Here is a 20,601-nt window from a genome sequence, read left to right as displayed (position 1 = left end):
CAGCATGGTTGACCCATCAACCAGCCGCCTCTAGCGTAGGTGATGCGTCAACCACATGGTGTGTGGGCGCCGGCTACGTCATCCCGTTTCCGCCTCACTCGGGGCATCGGGATGTCGGTGTGCTGCCGGAGGCCCGCGGACGCTGAGTGCCTGAAGGGGAATCTCGTGACTACTGGGAACAAGGCCGGACTCGGCGCGCTGTTGACGCCCGAGGAGAGTGTGCTCGCCCTCATCGACCACCAGCCGTTCCAGGTCGCCAACCTGCACAGCCACGAACCGACGATGGTCATCAACAATGCCGTGGGGCTCGCCAAGGCCGCCAGGGTGTTCGACGTTCCGACCATTCTGACCACCGTCCTGGAGGAGCGCGGCGGTCTCATCCTCCCGGGGCTGCAAGAGGTGTTCCCGGAGCAGAAGCCGATCGACAGGACCTTCATCAACACCTGGCAGGACGAACGTGTCGTGGACGCCGTGAAGGCGACCGGACGCAAGAAGCTGATCATCGCCGGTCTCTGGACGGAGATCTGTGTGGCCATGCCGGCGATACAGGCGGTGGGGGAGGGCTTCGAGGTCTTCGTCGTCACCGACGCGTCGGGCGGTGTCTCCAAGGAGGCCCACGACATGGCGGTGCAGCGCATGATCCAGGCCGGCGTGGTGCCGATCACCTGGATGGCCGTGCTGGGCGAGTGGCAGCGCGACTGGGCCCGCGAGCAGACCGTGGCGGGCGTCGCCGAGGTCCAGGCGCAGCACGGTGGCGCCAGCGGTGTGGCCTTCGCCTGGGAGACGCAGCTCCTGGCCACGCCCACCGGCGACGAGGCCTGACACAGCGGCTGATCGGCGGGCGAGGCGTCGATCCCGGCATCAGCGGCCAGGGCGTCGAGCTCTGCTGTGGGCCGTGCCGTTGAACTGTCGTTTTCTCCCTGTGATCCCGTGGCCGAGGGGCCCGTGCAGCGCCTCTTCATCGCTGTCTCGGCGCCGCATGAGCCCCTCCGCCGCGGCTATGACGCGGTCGCCCGCCGGGTGAAGCCGTCGGGGGGAGCCGTCGGGCGAAACCTTCGGGGGCGCACGGGGCGATCCGCCGTCACTTCGCGAGGAAGTCGCGCAGCGCGGTGTTGACCTCGTCGGCGTGGGTCCAGAGCAGGCCGTGCGGTGCTCCTTCGACCTCGACGTAGTCCGCCTCGGGAAGGGCTTCGTGGAATCGGCGCCCGGTGGCGTCGATCGGGAGGATGTTGTCCTTCGTTCCGTGCAGGATCAGTGCGGGCTTGCCGCTCGCCCGGACCGCCTCGACATCGCTGCGGAAGTCCTCGATCCATGCCGGGACCACGGCGTACGCCGCCACCGGCGCGCTGCGGATCGCGACGTTCCAGCTGCCGGTCACGGCCTCCTCGCTGATACGGGAGCCGAGGTTCTCGTCGAGGTTGTAGAAGTCCGCGTAGAACTGCTTGAACCAGGCGTACCGGTCCGCCTTCGCGGTCTCGGCGATGCCGTCGAACACCTCCTGCGGCACGCCGTCGGGGTTGTCGTCGCGGGCGACGAGGAACGGTTCGAGCGACGCGAGGAAGGCGAGCTTCGCGACACGCTCATGTCCGTGGCGGCTCACGTAGCGGGCGAGTTCGCCGGTGCCCATCGAGAAGCCGACGAGGACGACGTCCCACAGGTCCAGGGTCTCGAGGACGGTGTTCAGGTCGGCGGCGAAGGTGTCGTAGTCGTAACCGGAGTTCACCTTCGACGACTGGCCGAAGCCTCGACGGTCATAGGTGATGACCCGGTAGCCCTGGGCCAGCAGTTCGCGGGTCTGGCGTTCCCAGCTGTGCCCGTTCAACGGATAGCCGTGGATCAGGACGACCGGCTGCCCGGAACCCTGGTCCTCGTAGTAGAGCTCGACCGGCGTGCTGTTCTCCGCGCCGACGGTGATGTAGCCCATGATCTCCTGCCTTTCGGTCGACGACACGCACGCCGACCCCTGTCCGTGTGCTGTCTGTGTGCGCGAACCCGCTGTCAACGGAGACGAGTCGGAGGATGCGCCGTTCCGCCTCCGGGTGACTCCCGTGCCGGGTCGTTCCGCGTCGGGGGCACGACCTGATCCACGGTCTCGACGACCGTGACGCGGCCACCGTCTCCGGGGTCGGGATCGGGCATGACCGATTCCGGGTCGACGAGGTAGACCTCGTGGCCGCTCAGCGTCAGCCTGCGGGCTACCTCCAGCAACACGCGCCGTGCCACGTCGTCGATCGAATGGACCATGGTCAGGTCCAGAGCCACCCTTGTGTCCGAAGGGGGGATGGTCATGGCTCCCTGAACAACTCTCTCGGCTCCGGCGAAACCGATGCCGCCCTGGAGTTGCAGGACCCGCAGCGCGTCCGGTCCGCTGCCCACGACATGGTGGGACCGCACGACGGCACGCGCGGCGGCGGGGGTCTCCATCACGTGCAGACCCATGTCCGAGGAGAAGCGTTCGAACAGGGACACCCCGCGCACGCTGTTCCCGTGACGATCCAGTCGTGGTGAGAACGTCGCGATGCCGATCTGTCCGGGGAGCGCGCCGATCAGGCCGCCCGCCACCCCGCTCTTCGCCGGAATGCCGACCTGGGTCGCCCAGTCACCGGCGGCGTCGTACATTCCGCAGCTGAACATGACGCTCAACACCTGGCGCACCACCGGTTCCGGCACCACCTGCTCACCCGAGAGAGGGTTCGTCCCGCGGTTGGCGAGGGTCGCGGCCATGATGGCCAGATCGCGCGTGGTGACGAGCACGGCGCACTGGCGGGTGTAACCCTCCACCACGGCCCCGGGGTCCTTGGTGAGGACATCGTGACTGCGGAGCATGTGGGCGATGGCGAGGTTGCGGTGCGCGTGCTCCATCTCCGAGGCGCATACCGCCTCGTCCATCGTGAGCCCGCGACCGGCGAACGCCGAGAGGCCCTGGCGCACGCGTTCCACACGCTGTTCCGGAGTGAGGTCCTCCGCGCCGGCCAGCGCGTGCACGGTGATCGCGCCGGCGTTGATCATGGGATTGCGGGGGCGTCCGGTCCCGGTCTCGAGAGAGATCTCGTTGAACGCCTCTCCGGACGGCTCGACGCCGACCTTGGCGAGGACGGGGTCGAATCCGTGATCGGCCAGGGCCAACGCATAGACGAACGGCTTGGAGATCGACTGGATGGTGAACTCGATATCGATGTCACCGGAGCCGTAGACCTCTCCGTCGAGCATGGCGAAGGCCGCGCCGAGGCGCTCGGGGTCCGCTGCCGCCAGCTCGGGGATGTACCCCGCCGGCTCTCCTGACGTGTCCGACTCCACATCGCGCAGTACCTCTGCCAGATAGTCGGGGATGATCGGCCGCACTGGGTCCTCCATGCACGAGTCCCATCGGGCACCAGGGCACGACGGTTCGTCCGGTTGTCTTCTGTCACGCTGTCACGCTGTCACGCGTCCTCAGGCTTCTGTCACGCGTACTCAAGCAGCACTCGCTCAACGCTTCCGTCGGGTCGGGGTGTGGCGATGCGTGGTTCGTGACGCCCGGGCGGGACGTCCGTCCCGGGTGGAATAGCGGGGTTTCCCCGTCGGTCAGGTACCGCGACCGCGCCACCGCCGACGATCTAGTTGACGTGACAACCATGACACTCTGTTGTTTACGTGTCAACCAAGTTATGGGTGTGAGGGGCGGGATCGTGCGTCGCGGGCGGGTCGGCCGGTGTGGTGTCGGCGGTCGGGTGGCCGGCGTCGAGGGGGGATCCATCCCGGTGGGGCGTGCCGGCGCCCGGTTGGGGCACATGGGGATGGCGTGCGGCTGCCTGCGCCCTCGCGGGCGTGGTGGGCGCGCCGGGCACGCTGTCGTAGGGCTCCGGTCAGTCCGGCTGCTTCTCCATGTGGTCCAGGACGCGTTGGGAGAGTCGGCCGAGCGTGTTGAGCTGGTTCGGGGTGAGGGCGTCGATGAAGAGGCGACGGACGTGCTCGACGTGCTGCGGCGCGGCCTCCTCGATCGCCTCGTAGCCGGCCGGGGTGGCGACGATGAACGCTCCCCGTCCGTCGTCGGGGCACTCCTCCCTGGCCACGAGCCCGCGTTTCGCCATCCGCGTGACCTGGTGGGACATCCGGCTCTTCTCCCACTCGACGAGTTTGGCCAGATCGAGGAAGCGCATCCGCCCGTCGCCCCTCTCCGTGAGGCTGACGAGCACGACGTAGTCCGCCGCCGACAGTCCGGAGTCGACCTGGACGCGTCGGGACAGCCGTCCGATGAGTTTCTCCTGCATGCGGATGAAGCTGTCCCAGGCGGCCTTCTGTTCCGGGTCGAGCCAGCGCGGCTGTACGTCCATGGCGGCAGTCTAACGAGATCGTTGACACCTCATCTACCGGCGTCGGTGACACGCCCTTCACCGGGCTGCTGTCGTGATGGATATGTTGATGCGTCAACCTCATGGGGTTAGGGTGACGCCCTGACCCACGGGATCCCGCCGGGTCGAGCGGGATCGGACCCCACGAGGAGGACGCACGCATGACGGTCGAAGTGAGCGACGTTCCCGAGGCGAAGCGCTACGAAGCCCGTGTCGACGGGGAATCCAAGGTGGCGGGCGTCGCGGAGTACATCCGTACGGCGGAACTCGTCGCCTTCGTGCACACCGAGGTCGAGGCGGAGTACGAGGGTGCGGGGGTCGGGTCCGCGCTGGTCCGCACGGCCCTCGACGAGGCGCGCGCCGCGCGTCTGCGGGTGCTGGCCACCTGCCCCTTCTTCGCGGGCTGGATCAGCCGGCATCCCGAGTACCAGGACCTGCTGTACCAGTCCCGCAGCAAGGTCAGTGACTGAGGAGCCTGGCGCGCTCGGCGGAGATCGTGCGGCTCTGCCCCTACGGCTCCGCGACATCAAGGTCGACATGACAAGTGCAGAACGGAAGAGGTGCTCGCGATGGTCAATCCGGAAGGCGATACCGAGACTTCGAGCGGTGGCCCGCTCGTCGACGGCGGCCGGCCGGCCGGTGCCCCCCGGGTCGATGTCCTGTCGGCGCGTGAGGTCCCGCTCGGGGGGCCACGTGCGATGCGGGTGCGGCGCACGCTGCCCCAGCGGGCGCGCACGCTCATCGGCGCCTGGTGCTTCGCCGATCACTACGGTCCGCTCGAGGTCGTCGCGTCGGGCGGCATGGTCATGGCTCCGCATCCGCACACCGGTCTGCAGACGGTGAGTTGGCTGTTCGGCGGAGAGATCGAGCACCGCGACACCCTCGGCACTCACGCCCTGATCCGGCCCGGCGAGGTGAACCTCATGACCGGCGGGCACGGCATCGCCCACTCGGAGGTCTCCACCCCGCACACCACCGTGCTGCACGGCGTCCAGTTGTGGGTGGCGCTGCCCGAGGAACACCGCGGGCCGCCCGGGACTTCCAGCACCACGTACCCGAAGCCGTACAGGTCGACGGAGCCGAGATCAGGGTCTTCCTGGGGTCGTTGCTGGGCCGCACCTCTCCGGTCCGGACCTTCACGCCGCTGCTCGGCGCCGAGATCGTCCTCGCGCCCCGCGCGACCCTCACCATCGATGTGGACGGGGTCTTCGAGCACGGTCTCCTCGTGGACAGCGGGGACGTACGCCTGTTCGGCACCGTGCTGCGGCCCACCGACCTCGGCTACGTCCCGCAGGGCGTGGAGACCCTGACGATGGTGAACGAGAACGACGCTCCGGCGCGGACCCTCCTCCTCGGAGGGCCTCCCTTCGGAGAGGCGATCGTCATGTGGTGGAACTTCATAGGCCGCAGCCACGAGGACGTGGTGAAGGCCCGCGAGGACTGGGAGGCATCCTCCGACCGTTTCGGCGTGATCGGGGACTTCCCCGGCGGCCGCCTTCCCGCTCCGGCCCTGCCGAACGCCGTGATCACACCGCGCCGGAACCCGCCGATCCACTGACGTCCCCGTCGATGTCCCCGTTCACGTCCCCCAGGAAGGGCACAGCATGAGCGAGTCCACCACCCCCGCGGTCGTCGAACGGGCGGACGCAGAGCGCCGGTACGAGATCCTGGTCGACGGCCGACGCGCCGGTCTGACCGCCTACCGTGACGCGGGCGTGCAGCGTGTCTTCTTCCACACGGAGATCGACGAGGCGTTCGCCGGCCAGGGACTGGCCCCGCGCCTGGTCCGGCAGGCACTCCTCGACGTGCGCGCATCCGGGATGCGGATCGTTCCGGTCTGCCCCTACGTCGCCAAGTTCCTCAAGCGGCACGACGAGTTCGCCGACATCACCGACCCGGTCACCCCTGAGGTCCTGCGGTGGCTGAAGCCGCAACTCGGCTGAGCGGTTCCTCTCAGGAGAGCCGAGGGGAATCTCGATGGTCGTCGTCATGAGGCGACCTCCGGAGCGGTCCCGGCCGCGGCGGCCGGCAGCGGCACCGCGGCCGTCAGCAGGAACATGCCCTTGCCGACGGGCCCCCGCCTTCAGGGTCCCGTCCACCGCGGAGAGCCGCTCACGCAGTCCCACGAGCCGGTGGACTACGCGGCGATCGCCCGCGGTGCGGGCATCGAGGCGATCCGCGTCGAGCGCCCCGAGCATGTCGCCGAAGGGCTCAAGCGGGCGCTCGCCCACGACGGGCCTTTCCTGGTCGGCCTGGTCGGCCTGGTCGGCCTGGTCACCGATCCCCACGCGCTGTCGATCCCGCCGCACCTCTCGGCCGTCCGGGTCAGGGGATTCGCCTTCGCCGCCGGCCGGACCGTGCTCGACGGCGGTGTCGGCAGGATGCTCGACCTGGCCCGCGCCAACCTGCGGAACGTCCCACGTCCCTGAGGCACTCGCCGCCCAGCAGGGCGCCTTCGACGGTTTCGCGTGGCGGTCCGGCGTACTCGCACCCGGCCAAGCGCTGTCGCGTGCCCGCGGATACTCCCGCGCCGTCGGACCGGTCGCGTACGGCGCCGGGACTTCGTGAGTTCGTGGAGCCGACCGGCAACGGCGGAGGACGCCGGGCCGCCGTGCCGTTCGTTGTGGGCCGTGCCGATCGTTGTGGGAGGGGCTGTGGTCGGGCTGTGGTCATGGAGTACTTCTGGCATCACCAGGACCGGACGGGGCTCCAGCGTGCTGCGCGAGGAGCCGGTGGAGGAGCACGCCGAGTGTCCTGAGCTGCCCAGGACCGCGCCATGGGGACCGGTCGCCCGCCGACGGTCCCCTGGCCGGTGGCGGTGGTCAGGGGCGTGGACCGTCCGGTCCGGTGGACGAGGGCTCGCGGATCTCGTCGAGTGACTCCTCCATGGCCTGCCTCGCCCGGGTGAACCAGTCAACCAGCACGGCGGTCTCCTGCGGCGTGTAGTCGGCGGCGAGCTCGGCCAGGCGCCGGTAGTGCGGGCCGTAGACGGCGAAGACCCGGGCGGCGGCGTGCTCGTCAAGGACCACCCGGACCCGTCGTCGGTCCGAGGGATCCGGTTGCCTGCTCACATAACCGGCACGTTCGAGACGGTTGATCACTCCGGTGATCGCACCGGTGGTCACGTTGGCGTGCTGCGCCAGGTCACCGGCGGTCAGGTGCCGTGGTCCGGCGCCGATGACGTGCCCCAGGCACGTCAGGTCGGTGACGTTCAGTCCGAGCCTCTGGGCGATGTCGTGCTGGGACACCAGGGCGAGGGCGACCATGCGATCCATCGCGTCCAGCGCCTCCTGTGCTGTCGCGTCGTGACGCGGCTTGCCCTCCACCAGTTATCTCCTTAGTATCTAAGAAACTTAGCTTAGGAGCTAAGACTCTTGCCGCTCGGTGTCCCTGCCGAAGATACAAAGCCACGGGAGCACGTCATGAACCCCACCCACAGCGGCCACGACCACGGCCACACCGTCGCCGGCTGGACGGGTACCGGTACGGCGCTCGCGGGAAGCGTGGTGTCCGGCGGTTCGATGGTCACCGCGTGGTACCCGGGAGTCGCGCTGGGAGCGGGCCTCATCGTCCTCGCGGCCTGCGTCACCTGGGTGCTGCACCTGGCCGGGTGGGGCAAGGTCGGCGGGCCCAGGCCCTTCGCCGAGCGCGACTGGCGTGTGCGGGACGCGGCCGCCGCGCAAGGCCACCCCGGCTGTGCCGGATGCCGGCTGGCCGGACGTGGCCGACGCGCCGCCCCCGCCGCAACCGTCGCCGAAGCGACGACGCACGCCGACGCCGAGGGTTACCGGACGCCGGCCCCTGGCCGAGCGGGCGAGATCGCCCCCGAGGCGAGCGCCGCGATCTGAAGGCGAGCCGCCCGGGCCGTCCGCGCGACCCCCGCCGGCCCGCCCGCGCGTGCGGGTGCGCTGCCCCGCAGCGCTAGTCGCAGGTGATCTCGTCGCGCGGGGAGTAGTGCGTGCGGAACGGTTCGCGTCGTACTTCCCGGCCGTCGTCGTGGAAGACCCGCTCGACGGTGACGTCGAAGCCCTCGAGCGGGGTCTGCGGCACGCACTGCTCGTCGGTGCTCACCCTCGTCTCCGGTTCCCGCACGTCGGTGCGCGGACCCTTGACCGACGTGATCTCGTCGTACTTCTTCGTACCGATGAAGTTGACGGTCAACGAGGTGTCGGTGGACTCGGCCTCGATGTAGAGGGCCTTGCCGGAGTCGTTGGCGAACTTGAGGTCCAGGCTGCCCCAGGCGACCGTCGCCTCGCGGCCCTCGGGGTAGCGCTCGATGTAGAAGGAGTGGGCGCCGTACTCGACGGGCTTGACGCCCGCGAAGAACATGGCGTTGAAGACCGTGGTGGCCACGGCGGAGACGCCGCCGCCGGGCGCCTTCCGGTACTGGTCGTCGTAGATCATGACGCCGTCGACGAAGCCGTTGGCCTCGGTGCGCTCGCCGACCGTCCGGTTGAAGCTCCAGGTCTCGTCCGGCATCACCACGGAACCGTTGATGAGGTCCACGGCCCGGCCCACGTTCGTCGTGCGGTAGGCGGCCGGTTCGAAACGGACGGTGAAGGAGGACAGCTTCTCGGTCAGCCCCAGGCGTGCCGCGTTCTCCCGCGTGACCTCCGGCCGCGTCTCCCGTGCGGCCACCGCACCGGTGCGGGCGGTGCCCGCCTTGGTCAGCAGAGGCAGCACCGCCTTGCCCAGGGCCTTGTCGGTGACCTCCACGCCGGTCCTGGCGTCGGCGGTCACCACGGCCTTGTCGCCCTGAAGGCCCAGGCGGGCGTTCCGGGGGGTGGCGGGCAGGCTCTTCAGCGCGCCGGCCACCCCCGGCGCGGCGCGCAGACCCTTGTCGTCCAGCCTCGGTGCGAGCCTGCCCGTGTCGTCGGGCCGCATCGTCAGGTACTGGCCCAGAACGGCCGGGGTGATCGTGAACCGCCTGCCGCCGGCGGTGAGGGTGACGGGTGCCGACATCGCGGGCTCCGCGAACGCGCGAACCGCCCGCCGGACCTCGTCCGCCGTGACCCGGGGCCTGGTCTCCCGCACGGGCAGCGTCGTGACCGAGTCCGCCGCGCCGCGCAGGAAGGGGGCGCGAAGCGTGCCGATCGAGGCGTCCACGTCCAGCGCGTAGCCGGTGCGCGGGGCGACCTGCTCGACACGGCCGTCGTCGAAGGAGACGGCGCCGTCGCGGACCTTCGTGTCGGTCCTGCCGGCCAGCTTCCCGAGGGCGGCACGCGCCTTGTCCTCGTCGATCCGCACGACGGGTTCGACCTCGCCGCCCGAGCGGAACAGCCCGCCGATCACGCTGACCGGATCGGCGCCGGTGGACGTGGCCCGGTCCAGGGTTCCCCCGAGGTCGAAGGCCAGCCCCGCCTCCCGCGGATCGACCGCGGCCTTCCGGTCCCCGACCTGTACGGCCAGCTCCCGCGGGCCGCCCGCCACCAGGTGCCGCTCCAGTTTCCGGGTGGCCTCCTCGCGGCTCAGGCCCCCGATGTCCACGCCGCGCACCGTCGTGCCCGCCTCGATCTCACCGCCGGTGACCAGCAGCCCGACGAGGTAGAGGCCGCCGAGGCCGACCGCCAGCGCGCCGCCCGCCAGGGCGACGGGCGGGAAGGACACTGTCCGCGGGCGCATGGGTCTCCTGAAGGGTCGATGTGACATCCACCCGGCACCGCGGCCCGGTGAATGGAGCGCCGCGGGTCAAGCTACGCACATCCGCCCGCCAAAGGTATATCCAAGGTCACACCGGACGATCCGGATCATCGTCCGCCGGGATCGCCCCCACGTCGACCCCGCCGGCGCGGTGCCGGAACCCGACCGGCTCAGGGCTTACGCATGATCGGGCCGGTGGCCGCGGCCGACGCGCCCGCCCCCGGACATGCCGAGGGCCCCGCGGTGAGCGGGGCCCTCGGCCGGTGCGCGAGATGGCGGCGCGGCTCAGTAGATGTTCGCCGCCACCGGCGGGCCGTCGCCCCGGGTGCTGTTGATCTGGGCCCGCAGGGAGATCTCGTCGTAGACGCGGAACTCCCGGACGATACGGCCCTCCTGGACGAGGAACTGGGAGACTCCCAGCAGGGTCACCGGCCGGTCGGTGAGCGGGCCGAAGGCCGGGGTGCCCCGGTAGGTCCCGTGCATGGTCCACAGCACCGCCACCCGCAGACCCGCGTACCGCACCGAGTAGTTGGTCTGCACGTCCCGCACCGTGAACCGGGCGTCGGGGAAGGCCCCGACCATCGCCATGAGGTCGCTCTGGTAGCGCTCGGGACGGATGACGGTCCGGTCGCCGATCGTGTGCAGGAAGAGGTCCCGCGCCATGAAGTCGTTCACCCTGTGCAGCCGGCGCCGCGTCCACACCTCGTCGATGAACTCCAGCACCATCTCGCACTCGGGCCGGAACTCGTCCGGACGCGGTCCGCTGACGCCCTCCAGCAGCACGTCCTTCGGCGGCTCCTCGGTCATCGATCCGCTCCACCCCTGGAAGCGCAGGGCGCGGGCCGCCTCGTCCGGGTCCACTCCGCGCTGCAGGCAGTCGGCGAGCTCGTCGCGCACGACCCACTCCTCGACCATCCGGCCCCGGCGGTAGAGGCAGTTGGCCACCGTGCGCTTGCGGATCCTGATGTTGCGGCCGCCGACCAGGTGCTCGTCCGCGGAGAACACGAGGTGGGAGCTGAGGAAGGCGTCGTCTCCGCGCGCCTCCCACACCACGTCCTCGGCCTGGCCGATGTGGCCGGGCGTGCTGCCCATCCGCATCGTGGTGCCCTCGATCACGCCGTCGCGCCCGACCACGGTGCCGAGACCGGTGTGGACGATCGAGTCGGGCTCGTAGTTGTCGACGATGTAGGAGATGTCGCGGTTGACCCAGATGTGGTCGGTCACCTCGCGGATGAAGTCGTCCGGGTCCTTGTAGGGGAGGTAGGCGGCCGGGTCGAGTGCCATGGGGTCTTCCTCTTCGTCGGTTTCGTCGGTGCGCGATCGGGTTCGTCGGTCGACGGTGGGCTGGTCGTGCGTACGTATGTATGGGTCAGGTCGGTGGGGCCCGGGGTGTCCGAGCCGGCCGGGCGGGGCGCCGGTCGTCATCGGGCGAACTTGTCGGCCCCCAGCCGGCTCCGGTACGTCTCCGTCATGAAGGCGCTCACCACGACCAGTGCCATCACCGCGGCCGCCGCGAGGTAGGCCCACACGGCGTAGATCGTGTCGAAGGTGTTCACCAGCAGTGCCGCGACGAACGGCGTGATGCCCATGAAGATGGAGAACGAGCTGTTGTAGGCGATGGCGCTGGCGCTGAACCGGGTGCGGGTGGCGAAGAGTTCGGCCGCGCAGACCGTCACGATGCCGGTCAGGAAGAACTCGGGGACGATGTAGATCAGCTGACTGGCGACGGCCGCGCCGAAGGTGCCCGCCTCGCCGACCCGGAAGGCGAGCGGGACCAGGACGATGCAGGCGACCGCCCCGGCGATCAGCATCGGCTTGCGGCCGATGCGGTCCGAGAGCTTGCCGGCCAGCGGGAGCATCGGGATGAGGACGGCGATGGAGATCGCGTTCGAGACCAGTCCCATCCAGCGGGGCAGTCCGAGGGTGCCGGTCAGGTACTCCGGATAGAAGGTGACCCAGCTGTAGGAGAGGATCGCGACCATGATCGAGATGCCGCAGAAGACCAGGATGGGCCGCCACTGGGAGCGCAGCGCCTCCCGGACGGGCGCCTTGACGACGTGGGTGCCGTCCGCCGTGGCCCGGACGAACTCGGGCGACTCCTCGATGTGCCGCCGCAGCCAGATGCCGACCGCGCTGAGCGGCAGCGCGAGCAGGAACGGGATCCGCCAGCCCCACGACTCCAGCGCGGGTCCCTGGATGGCCCAGCTCGTCAGCGCGGCCGTGCCGGCTCCCGCCAGGATCCCCACGAAGCAGCTGTTGGAGGCGTACGAGGTGTAGTAGGCGCGGCGCTCGGGCTCCGCCCACTCCACGATGAAGGCCACCGCCCCCACGTACTCGCCGCCCGACACCATGCCCTGCACCACGCGCAGCAGCAGGAGGAGGAGCGGGGCCGCGATGCCGATCTGCTGGTAGGTGGGCAGGAGGCCGATGAGGGTGGTCGCCACGCCCATGAAGACGATGGTCCACAGCAGGGTCTTCCTGCGGCCCACCCGGTCGCCCCAGCGACCCACCAGCGTGCCGCCCAGGGGACGGAACAGGCAGGCGATGGCGATGATCGCGTAGGTGCTCAGGACGGCCACGGTCTGGTCGCTCTCGGGGAAGAACGCGGGGGCCATGACGGGGGCCATGTAGCCGTACAGCCCGTAGTCGAACTGTTCCACGAAGTTTCCGATGCTTCCCGCACCGATGGCCCGGCGTATCGCGGCCCGCTTCGCCGGGTCGGTCCCTCGGGTGCCGACGGCGGCGCTGGGTGGCGCTGTAGCGGACATGGCTTCTCCGTTCGCGCGGTGGGGCTGGGACTGTGCATACGTATGAATGTTGCCCGAACACTAAGGAGCGGGAGAGGGGCCGTCAAGGGTCGGTGACGGGTGGGCCGCGCCGGCCGTGCCGGGGGCCGCGAGGGAGCGCATGGTCTCCATGAGGACGTAGGTCATGTTGAACAGGACGAGCCCGGTCCCGGTGCGCTCGGCCGCCCGCGCGGCGTCGGCGTCCGGCACGATCGTCATGACCGCCCGGCCGGCCTGGCGTGCCGCCCGGTGGACCCCGTGCAGCAGGCCGTCGACGACGTCCCGGCCGGGGAAGCCGCAGTCCGCCGCCAGGTCGGCCGGGCCCACGAGGATCGCGTCCACGCCCTCGGTGGCGGCGATCTCACCCGCGGCGGCGCAGGCCCGCTCGGTCTCGACCATCGCCACGACCAGGGTGTCGCGTGCGGCGGTCAGGTGGTCGCCCGGCGGGACGGTGCCGAAGCGCCCGGCCCTGCTGTAGGTGGCGAAACCCCGTTGCCCCAGCGGCGGGTAGTGGGTCGCCGCCACCGCCCTGCGGGCGTCCTCGGCGTCGTCGACGTGGGGATGGACGAGGCCGGCGGCGCCCAGGTCCAGGCAGCGCAGGGCGAGCGCCGGTTCGGCGGTGCCCACGCGGACGAGGACGTCGACGCCGTGCGCCGCGGCGGCCGTCAGGTGGTGCTGGAGGAGTGCCGTGTCGGCCGGTCCGTGCTCGCAGTCGACGACCACGTAGTCGAACCCGGCCACGCAGGCCATCTCCACCAGCGTCTCCGAAGGGAGCCGCAGCAGGGCGCCGCGCAGTCGCTCACCGTCCGCGAGGCGTCGCTTGAGGGAGCGGCGTTCCGCCCGGCGGCCCGTCACCGCGCCACCATCCCCGCGGAGAGGTCGATGTCGGCCCCGCACAGGCCCGGCATGCGCAGCATGGCGCTCACCGCGGAGCCCACCTCCTCCTCGGTGACCATCCGCCCGAGCGCCGACCGCGACACGAAGGCGCGCTCGGCCTCCGCGTAGCTGCTGCCCGTGCGCTGTGCCTCCAGCCGGAAGTTGCGCTCCATGCGGGGGCCGGAGACGGGGCCGGGGGAGAGGGAGTTGACCGTGACGCCGAACGGACCCACCTCTCCCGCCAGGGTCGCCGTCAGCCCCAGGACGGCCATCTTCGACGCGCAGTACGGAGTACGCCGCAGCAGAGGGCGCTTGCCCGACACCGAGGCGATGTTGACGACGTCGCCCGCGCCCCGCTCGGTCATGCGCGGGAGGAACGCCCGGCACATCAGGAACACCCCGCGCACGTTCACGTCGAAGACCTCGTCCCAGTCCTCCGCCGTGATCTCGGTCAACGGTGCCACGGGCCCGGCGATCCCGGCGTTGTTCACCAATACCGAGATCTCCTCGTCGGCGAGACCGTCCGCGAGCGCCTCCACGTCAGCGGGCCGCGAGACGTCGCAGACGCGGTGCACGGCGCGGGGGCCGAGGCGCGAGGCCGTCTCCTCCAGGGTGCGCTCGTCGCGCCCGGTGATCACCACGCGCGCCCCGTCGGCCAGCAGGGACCGCGCGATGGAGCTCCCGAGCCCGCTGCCGCCTCCGGTGACGAGTGCGGTGCGGCCGGCCAGCGGGCCCGTACCGCCGCTCACGCGTCCGCCCCGACGTTCCACGGCAGGGTGCCCTTGCCGTACTTGGCGGCGCGCACGTCGCCGGAGCGGGCGTGCCCCTCGAACAGCTCGACGCGGGCCGCCCGGCCGCACACCTCGCCCAGCAGCGCCGACGAGGAGGTGTCGGTGACCTCCTGGTACGTCACCGTCTTGAGGTACTTCCCCACCCACAGACCGCCGGTGTAGCGGGCGGCCCCCCGGGTGGGCAGCACGTGGTTGGTGCCGATGACCTTGTCGCCGTACGAGACGCAGGTGCCCTCGCCGAGGAAAAGCGCGCCGTAGTCGCGCATCCGCTCCAGCGCCTGGCGCGGGTCCTCGGTCAGCACCTCGACGTGTTCGCTGGCGTAGGAGTCCGCGATGTCGAAGGCCTCCGTCAGGGAGCCGGCCACGACGATCTCCCCGTGGTCGCGCCAGGCCGGCGCGGCGAAGTCCTTCGTCGGCATGCCGGGCAGCAGCCGCTCGATGTGACGCTCGACCTCGCGGCCCAGGGCCTCGGACGTGGTCACCAGCACGGCGGGGGAGTCCGGTCCGTGCTCCGCCTGCGACAGCAGGTCGACGGCGACCACGAAGGGATCGGCGTGCTCGTCGGCGATCACCAGGATCTCCGTGGGGCCGGCGAACAGGTCGATGCCGACCTCGCCGAACAGCTGGCGCTTGGCCTCGGCGACGTAGGCGTTGCCCGGGCCGGCGATCATCGGGACCCGGCCGATGGTCTCGGTGCCGACGGCGAGCGCGGCGACCGCCTGGACGCCGCCCAGCAGGTAGATCTCGTCGGCGCCGGCCAGGTGCATCGCGGCGACCGTGGCGGCGGGGATCTCGCCCCGGATCGGCGGTGTGCAGGCGGCGACCCGCGGTACCCCGGCCACCTTCGCGGTCACGATCGTCATGTGCGCCGAGGCGGTCAGCGGGTAGCGCCCGCCGGGCACGTACGCGCCGGCGCCGGCGACCGGAACGTGCCGGTGACCGAGGTGGACACCGGGCAGCGTCTCGATCTCGACGTCCCGCAGCGAGTCGCGCTGCGCCTGGGCGAACGTGCGCACCTGGCGCTGGACGAAGCGGATGTCCTCCAGCACGGTGTCCGGCACCCCGGCGACGATCCGGTCGATGTCGTCCGGGCCGAGGCGGAAGGACTCGGGGCTCCAGTCGTCGAACTTCTCCGAGTACCGGCGGACCGCCTCGTCACCCCGCTCGCGGACGTCGTCGAGGATGTCACGGACGCGGTCGGCGACATCCGCACGGGCCGCGCGCACCTGGGCGGCGGGTACGGGGGACTTCAGGACATGGGGCATGACGGCTCTCTTTCCACGGCTTGGAAGGGGTCGGTCGGACGGGTGGCGGGAGAGGGGGCGAGGAGCGGCCGGGGGACACGGCGGCCCGGGGGGCACGGCGGCCGAGGTCTCCCGGGCCGGGAGACGGCCGCCGAGGAGACACGGCGGCCCGGACGGCCAGGGACCCGGCCCGGGGGGACGGTTCTGGGACCCGGTGCGGGGACGGCTCAGGGACCCGGTGCGGGAGCGGCTCAGGGACCCGGTGCGGGGACGGGCGGTCGGTGGGCGGTGGTCGCCGCTCGCCGCCGCTGCACCGCGGCGAGCAGCTCCCGCAGCGCGTCCGACACGGCGGACGGCCGCTCCCACGGCAGCAGGTGGCCGGCCCCGGGCACCTCGCGCAGGGTGGCCTCCGGCAGGGCCCGCGCGATGACCCGGTGGAACTCCGGCGGGCACAGCGCGTCCCGCGTCCCGCACAGGACGACGGCCGGACACCGGGCGCCGCGCAGCGCCTCCACGGCGTCCACCCGCGTCGCCTGCGCGGCGAGCTGCTCGAGGGCGGTGCCGGCGCCCACGGCACGGGCCATGCGCCGGTAGCGGTCCGCGTCCTGCTGCCGGGGACGCGGCTCGGCGAACATGCCGGGCAGGGTCCGCTCGACGACGTCCGCGTACCGTCCCTCGTCGATCAGCCCGGCCATCGACCGCCACTGCGCGCGCTGTCCGGCACGGGGCGCGGCGGCGTTCGTGGACATCACGCACAGGCCGGCGATCCGCTCGGGGGCCCGGCGCAGTGCCTCGAAACCGACGATGGCCCCGAGGCTGAGCCCGACGAGGACGAACGGTCCGTCCACCGAGGCGAGCACGTCGTCGGCCAGCGATCCGATGTCGGCCCGGCCCGGCGTGACGTGCCGGACCTCGTGGCCCGCCGGGAAGTGGACCTCGGACCACAGGTCGGCGTCGCAGAGCATCCCGGGGACCATCACGAGCGGGAGCCCGCGGGGGAGGGCGGCGGCGGCCACGCCGGTCACCAGCGGCGCGCGGAGCGCGGCAGCAGCGCGTACGGGGCGACGTACCCGTTGTGGTCGACGCCCAGGCCGGCGTCGGCCGCGCTCTTGAGGACCTCCTCGTCCCACTCCAGGCGGACGCGCCCGTCACCGGAGTTGACGACGAGGAGGTCTCCCGTCGTGTCACCGACGTTGCGCAGGGACCGCCAGGCGTCCTGCGGGACGGAGAGCATGTCGCGCGGGCCCAGGCGGACCTGGACGGGGTCGGTGCGGTTGAGCGTGACCTCCCACAGCCCGTCCTTCACGATCAGGGTCTGCGTCTCGTGCTGCCGGTGGAGGGAGACGCCCTGTCCGGGCTCGGCGCGCAGCCAGGCGACGTTGTGGCCGTGCGGGTTGAAGACGCAGGGCTCCTGGTGCGGATCCTCGGTCATACCGAAGCCGATGACGCAGCTGAGGCGGGCGCCGCCGCCGGGGAGGGTGCTGTCGAGGAAGGGGTGGTCGCTCCACACCAGCTCGTCCGCCGCCGCGACGCGGCGCCTCATCTCGTCCGGGCCGTAGTGCCGCAGCCGGTCGATGTGCTCCTGCCGCATCGGCTCGGTGAGTTCGGCACCGGGCGGGACGGTGTCACCGGCGACCGTGTCGATCAGTTCGTTGTCGGCGGTGAGGTACAGGCCGTGCCCCTCCGCCTCGCGCAGCACCGAGGGCCCCCAGATGATGCCGCCGGTGTCGTCCATCCCGAGGACGGTGAACAGCCAGCCGCTGTCCGGCCCCGTGTTGGTGAAGCCCCGGAAGATCCAGGTGGGAACGGAGACGATGTCGCCCGCCCGGACCGGCAGTTCGCCCTCCGTTCCGTCGGCGCCCCAGCGCAGCAGGAACTCGCCCTCGGTGCAGACGAAGACCTCGGCCGTGTAGTGCAGGTGCAGGTTGTTGGTGATGCCGTGGGGCATCGCCGCCGCGCCGATGTTGTAGCCGTGCGGCAGGCGGAGGTTGACGTGCTGGCCGGCGGCCTGCGAGACGCCCGGCCCGATCATGGCGTAGTTCTCCTTCCGGTCCGAGCCGGGCGTGCGGCAGTCGATGAAGGCCTGGTTGCAGGAGACGAAGTCGCTGCGGCGCACCGTACGGCGCCCCAGCTCGGTGGTGGACACGACGACATCGGGCATGACGGGCTCCCTGGTTGTGAATACGTATGTATTCCATGACAGGTGGTCGCTGGGGTGTTGTCAAGGGGGTGAACGCGGGGCGTCTGGCGAGAGAGTTGAGCGCGGTGGCGTCCGGACGTCAGCCCGTACCGAACGTAGACATACGTATACTGGGCAAGGTCGGCGCCGGAGGGGCGCGGCGGGCGACGGAAGAGGGCCGATGGCGATCACGAGTCACGACGTGGCGAGGCTGGCGGGGGTCTCGCAGCCCACGGTGTCCCGGGCCCTGCGGGACGACCCCCGGGTGTCGGCGGCGACCCGGGAGAAGGTCAGACGGGCCGCGCGGGCGCTGAACTACGTGCCCAGCGAGGCGGGACGCACCCTGTCGACCCGGTCGACCCGACGTGTCGGGGTGATCGTGACCGATCTGACCAACCCCTTCTACCCGCACGTGATCGCGCCCCTGCACGACGAGCTGGAGGCCCTGGGCTACCGGATGATGCTCCTGACGGAGCGGTCCGACGAGGCCGTCGCCGAGGAGAACCTCCTGGACCAGTCCCTGGACGGCGTGGTGCTGGCGACGGCCACCACCGACTCCCGTCTGCCGGCCCAGCTGGACCGGCGGGGGATGCCCTACGTCTTCCTCAACCGCGACACCGGCGGACGCGGCGACTACGCCTCCGTCGTCGACAACGAGGGCGGCGGACGGCTCGTGGCCCGCGAGCTCGTCGCACTCGGGCACCGGCGGATCGCCGGCGTCTTCGGCGCGGCCAACACCACCACCGGCCGCGAGCGCGAGCTGGGCTTCCGGCTGGCCCTCGCCGACGCGGGGATCGGACTCCCCGAGGACCGCGTGGTGCGCGGGCCCTTCGAGTACGACACCGGCTACGGCGCCCTGCCCTTCCTGCTCGACGCGCGGGAGACGCCCACGGCCGTCTTCTGCGGCAACGACGTGGTCGCCATCGGTGTGCTGAACGCCGCCCTGGCGGCCGGGCTGCGGGTGCCCGACGACCTCACCGTGATCGGTTTCGACGACCTGCCGATGGCCGCCTGGGAGGTGTTCCGACTGACCACCGTCCGGCACGACCTGCGCGAGCTCTCCCGTCGGGCGGCCCGGCTGCTGGTCCGGCGGATCAACGACGAGGTCGACCCTGCCGGTGAGCGGCTGCTCCTGCCGACCGAGTTCGTACCGCGGGCCACGCACGGCCGCGTCGCCTGAGCCGTCCGGGCCGCCCGGGCGCTCACCGGAGGGGCGCTGCCGTCCGCGCACGCGCTGCGGCCTCGTCCTTGGCAGGCGTGGCAGGCGTGGAAGGCGTGCCGGCGCCCGGCCGGCCGCCCCGCTGCCGCAGGACGCCGACGCCCACGAGCACCGCGGCGAGCCCGAGGGAGAGCCAGAGTTCGAGCCGGTGTCCGGGCAGTACGGCCATGAGGACCAGCACCCCGGCGATGAAGACGATCGTGGCCAGGGTCAGGTAGGGGAAGGCCCACATGCGCACCTCGGGCGGATGCCCCTGCTTGCGCCGGGTCGCGTACTGGGTGAGTGCGATGACCAGGTACATCATCAGGGCGATCGCGCCGCTGGAGGCGATGAGGTAGGTGAAGACGCTCGGCAGCAGGTAGTTGGCGATCACCGCGACGATGCCGATGACGGTGGAGCCCACCACGGCGTTGCGCGGCACCCCGTTCGGGGAGGTCGCGGCGAGGGCGGCCGGTGCGTCGCCGCGCCGGGCCAGGGAGAACGCCATCCGGGAGGCGGTGTAGACGGCCGAGTTGAGGCAGCTGCTGACGGCGACGACCAGCACGACGTCCATGATCCGGCCGGCGCCCGGGATGTTCATCCGGTCGAGCACCGCCTGGTAGGACCCGGCGGCCAGGGCGTCCGAGTTCCACGGCACGAGACTGACCACCAGGAAGATCGAACCCAGGTAGAACAGCCCGAGGCGCCAGACGACGGCGCGGACGGCCTTCCTGATGTTCTTCTTCGGCTCCTCGGACTCGGCGGCGGCGATCGTGACGATCTCGCTGCCCTGGAAGCTGAACATGGCGGTGAGCAGACCGGCGAGGACGGCCACCCCGCCTTCGGGGGCGAAGCCGCCGTGGCTCCACAGGTTCGCCACCCCGTGGGTGTCGGAGCCGGGGAGCGCACCGAGGACGGCGAGCAGTCCGAGGACGAGGAAGGCCACGATCGCGACGACCTTCAGCAGCGCGAACCAGTACTCGAACTCGCCGTAGTTGCGTACGGCGAGCAGGTTGCTGCCCGCCAGCAGGACGATCATGGCCAGGGCCGGGATCCAGCTGGGCACCGAGGTCAGACCGGCGATCACCTCACCCGCGGCGATGGCCTCGATGGGGATGACGAGGATGTAGAACCACCAGTACAGCCAGCCGATCGAGAACCCGGCCCAGCGGCCCAGCGCGCGGTCCGCGTAGGTGGAGAAGGAGCCCGTGTCCGGATGGGCGACGGCCATCTCGCCGAGCATCTGCATGACCAGCACCACCAGGGCGGCGGCCAGCAGGAAGGAGATGAGGACGGCCGGACCGGCGGTGGCCACGGCGGTGGAGGAGCCGACGAAGAGACCGGCTCCGATCACCCCGCCGATGGAGATCATGGTGATCTGCCGGCCCTTGAGGCCCTGGGTGAGCGCGGTGCCCGTCCCGTCGGACGGGCCGGGAGCGGAGGTTCGGTGGCGCATGGGGGAGATCCTCGGGGGAGGGGGAGCGGGGCTCCCGGAGGACGATGCTCGGTCGGGCGGGTGGGGACGGGCCGGGGCCCGGGACACCGGGCGCGCGGCG

General features: G+C 71.3%; 18 protein-coding genes and 2 pseudogenes. 7 read left to right on the top strand and 13 right to left on the bottom strand.

The window, feature by feature from the left end:
• Nucleotides 1-165: 165 nt before the first annotated feature.
• Nucleotides 166-822 carry a hydrolase gene (locus tag ACGF5T_RS24950; RefSeq protein ID WP_366767512.1) on the top strand — a complete coding sequence of 219 codons (657 nt, stop codon included), beginning with the start codon at nt 166-168 and terminating at the stop codon, nt 820-822.
• A gap of 259 nt (nt 823-1,081) precedes the next feature.
• On the opposite strand, the gene ACGF5T_RS24945 is transcribed toward ACGF5T_RS24950, so the two are convergent.
• The 3 genes from ACGF5T_RS24945 to ACGF5T_RS24935 form a co-directional block, all read right to left on the bottom strand.
• Nucleotides 1,082-1,924, bottom strand: coding sequence for an alpha/beta hydrolase (locus ACGF5T_RS24945; protein WP_366767558.1), 843 nt, complete (start codon nt 1,922-1,924; stop codon nt 1,082-1,084).
• A 74-nt stretch (nt 1,925-1,998) separates the two neighbouring features.
• Nucleotides 1,999-3,342, bottom strand: coding sequence for a glutaminase (locus ACGF5T_RS24940; RefSeq protein ID WP_366767557.1), 1,344 nt, complete (start codon nt 3,340-3,342; stop codon nt 1,999-2,001).
• 503 nt (nt 3,343-3,845) lie between these two features.
• Nucleotides 3,846-4,313, bottom strand: coding sequence for a MarR family transcriptional regulator (locus ACGF5T_RS24935; protein ID WP_366767511.1), 468 nt, complete (start codon nt 4,311-4,313; stop codon nt 3,846-3,848).
• A 179-nt stretch (nt 4,314-4,492) separates the two neighbouring features.
• Here ACGF5T_RS24935 and ACGF5T_RS24930 point away from each other — a divergent pair, with 179 nt between their 5' ends.
• The 4 genes and pseudogenes from ACGF5T_RS24930 to ACGF5T_RS24915 all read left to right on the top strand — a co-directional run.
• Entirely contained in the window at nt 4,493-4,801 is a 309-nt protein-coding gene (locus ACGF5T_RS24930) for a GNAT family N-acetyltransferase (RefSeq protein ID WP_356606858.1), read from the top strand.
• A gap of 99 nt (nt 4,802-4,900) precedes the next feature.
• Nucleotides 4,901-5,889 (top strand): annotated as a pseudogene (locus ACGF5T_RS24925) (pirin family protein).
• A 46-nt stretch (nt 5,890-5,935) separates the two neighbouring features.
• The gene (locus ACGF5T_RS24920) at nt 5,936-6,274 is read left to right on the top strand and encodes a GNAT family N-acetyltransferase (protein ID WP_366767510.1); all 339 of its coding nucleotides are present in this window, start codon (nt 5,936-5,938) and stop codon (nt 6,272-6,274) included.
• A 180-nt stretch (nt 6,275-6,454) separates the two neighbouring features.
• Nucleotides 6,455-6,760: pseudogene (locus tag ACGF5T_RS24915) on the top strand (thiamine pyrophosphate-dependent enzyme); the annotation flags it as partial.
• 393 nt (nt 6,761-7,153) lie between these two features.
• Here ACGF5T_RS24915 and ACGF5T_RS24910 read toward each other — a convergent pair.
• Nucleotides 7,154-7,657: a MarR family transcriptional regulator gene (locus tag ACGF5T_RS24910; protein WP_366767509.1), complete on the bottom strand. Its 504-nt coding sequence runs from the start codon at nt 7,655-7,657 to the stop codon at nt 7,154-7,156.
• A 96-nt stretch (nt 7,658-7,753) separates the two neighbouring features.
• On the opposite strand from ACGF5T_RS24910, the gene ACGF5T_RS24905 reads away from it, so the two are divergent.
• Entirely contained in the window at nt 7,754-8,179 is a 426-nt protein-coding gene (locus tag ACGF5T_RS24905) for an HGxxPAAW family protein (protein WP_366767508.1), read from the top strand.
• A 73-nt stretch (nt 8,180-8,252) separates the two neighbouring features.
• On the opposite strand, the gene ACGF5T_RS24900 is transcribed toward ACGF5T_RS24905, so the two are convergent.
• The 8 genes from ACGF5T_RS24900 to ACGF5T_RS24865 all read right to left on the bottom strand — a co-directional run bounded on the left by ACGF5T_RS24900 (nt 8,253) and on the right by ACGF5T_RS24865 (nt 17,829).
• Entirely contained in the window at nt 8,253-9,953 is a 1,701-nt protein-coding gene (locus ACGF5T_RS24900; protein WP_366767507.1) for a VanW family protein, read from the bottom strand.
• Between the two features lie 303 nt (nt 9,954-10,256).
• Nucleotides 10,257-11,255 (bottom strand): ester cyclase, encoded by a 999-nt coding sequence (locus ACGF5T_RS24895; RefSeq protein ID WP_366767506.1) that lies wholly within the window; start codon nt 11,253-11,255, stop codon nt 10,257-10,259.
• A 137-nt stretch (nt 11,256-11,392) separates the two neighbouring features.
• The gene (locus ACGF5T_RS24890) at nt 11,393-12,739 is read right to left on the bottom strand and encodes an MFS transporter (RefSeq protein WP_366767505.1); all 1,347 of its coding nucleotides are present in this window, start codon (nt 12,737-12,739) and stop codon (nt 11,393-11,395) included.
• Between the two features lie 60 nt (nt 12,740-12,799).
• Nucleotides 12,800-13,612 (bottom strand): aldolase/citrate lyase family protein, encoded by an 813-nt coding sequence (locus ACGF5T_RS24885; protein WP_366767504.1) that lies wholly within the window; start codon nt 13,610-13,612, stop codon nt 12,800-12,802.
• Nucleotides 13,609-14,382, bottom strand: coding sequence for an SDR family oxidoreductase (locus tag ACGF5T_RS24880; RefSeq protein ID WP_366767503.1), 774 nt, complete (start codon nt 14,380-14,382; stop codon nt 13,609-13,611). Before ACGF5T_RS24880 ends, ACGF5T_RS24885 begins: the two co-directional genes overlap by 4 nt.
• Nucleotides 14,379-15,689 (bottom strand): histidinol dehydrogenase, encoded by a 1,311-nt coding sequence (hisD, locus tag ACGF5T_RS24875; protein WP_356606874.1) that lies wholly within the window; start codon nt 15,687-15,689, stop codon nt 14,379-14,381. The genes ACGF5T_RS24880 and hisD overlap by 4 nt, the downstream gene beginning before the upstream one ends.
• Nucleotides 15,690-15,919: 230 nt before the next feature.
• Nucleotides 15,920-16,684 (bottom strand): alpha/beta fold hydrolase, encoded by a 765-nt coding sequence (locus tag ACGF5T_RS24870; protein WP_366767502.1) that lies wholly within the window; start codon nt 16,682-16,684, stop codon nt 15,920-15,922.
• A 5-nt stretch (nt 16,685-16,689) separates the two neighbouring features.
• The gene (locus tag ACGF5T_RS24865) at nt 16,690-17,829 is read right to left on the bottom strand and encodes a hypothetical protein (RefSeq protein WP_366767501.1); all 1,140 of its coding nucleotides are present in this window, start codon (nt 17,827-17,829) and stop codon (nt 16,690-16,692) included.
• 199 nt (nt 17,830-18,028) lie between these two features.
• On the opposite strand from ACGF5T_RS24865, the gene ACGF5T_RS24860 reads away from it, so the two are divergent.
• A complete protein-coding gene (locus tag ACGF5T_RS24860) occupies nt 18,029-19,027 on the top strand; it encodes a LacI family DNA-binding transcriptional regulator (RefSeq protein ID WP_356606879.1) in 999 nt (332 codons plus the stop codon).
• A gap of 22 nt (nt 19,028-19,049) precedes the next feature.
• Here the strand turns inward: ACGF5T_RS24860 and ACGF5T_RS24855 are convergent, their stop codons facing one another.
• A complete protein-coding gene (locus ACGF5T_RS24855; protein ID WP_366767500.1) occupies nt 19,050-20,501 on the bottom strand; it encodes an amino acid permease in 1,452 nt (483 codons plus the stop codon).
• Nucleotides 20,502-20,601 lie beyond the last annotated feature (100 nt).

Source organism: Streptomyces sp. NPDC047853, from assembly GCF_043204535.1.
Taxonomy (GTDB): Bacteria; Actinomycetota; Actinomycetes; order Streptomycetales; family Streptomycetaceae; genus Streptomyces.
The sequence above is the reverse complement of the archived record's forward strand: the minus strand, read 5'-3'. Positions and strand labels throughout refer to the sequence as shown.

Bases quoted from the DNA above. Each gene is read 5' to 3' on its own strand.
- ACGF5T_RS24945 (WP_366767558.1), bottom strand. From the start codon at position 1,924: ATGGGCTACATCACCGTCGGCGCGGAGAACAGCACGCCGGTCGAGCTC.
- ACGF5T_RS24935 (WP_366767511.1), bottom strand. From the start codon at position 4,313: ATGGACGTACAGCCGCGCTGGCTCGACCCGGAACAGAAGGCCGCCTGG.
- ACGF5T_RS24930 (WP_356606858.1), top strand. From the start codon at position 4,493: ATGACGGTCGAAGTGAGCGACGTTCCCGAGGCGAAGCGCTACGAAGCC.
- ACGF5T_RS24920 (WP_366767510.1), top strand. From the start codon at position 5,936: ATGAGCGAGTCCACCACCCCCGCGGTCGTCGAACGGGCGGACGCAGAG.
- ACGF5T_RS24905 (WP_366767508.1), top strand. From the start codon at position 7,754: ATGAACCCCACCCACAGCGGCCACGACCACGGCCACACCGTCGCCGGC.
- ACGF5T_RS24900 (WP_366767507.1), bottom strand. From the start codon at position 9,953: ATGCGCCCGCGGACAGTGTCCTTCCCGCCCGTCGCCCTGGCGGGCGGC.
- ACGF5T_RS24895 (WP_366767506.1), bottom strand. From the start codon at position 11,255: ATGGCACTCGACCCGGCCGCCTACCTCCCCTACAAGGACCCGGACGAC.
- ACGF5T_RS24890 (WP_366767505.1), bottom strand. From the start codon at position 12,739: ATGTCCGCTACAGCGCCACCCAGCGCCGCCGTCGGCACCCGAGGGACC.
- hisD (WP_356606874.1), bottom strand. From the start codon at position 15,689: ATGCCCCATGTCCTGAAGTCCCCCGTACCCGCCGCCCAGGTGCGCGCG.
- ACGF5T_RS24865 (WP_366767501.1), bottom strand. From the start codon at position 17,829: ATGCCCGATGTCGTCGTGTCCACCACCGAGCTGGGGCGCCGTACGGTG.
- ACGF5T_RS24860 (WP_356606879.1), top strand. From the start codon at position 18,029: ATGGCGATCACGAGTCACGACGTGGCGAGGCTGGCGGGGGTCTCGCAG.
- ACGF5T_RS24855 (WP_366767500.1), bottom strand. From the start codon at position 20,501: ATGCGCCACCGAACCTCCGCTCCCGGCCCGTCCGACGGGACGGGCACC.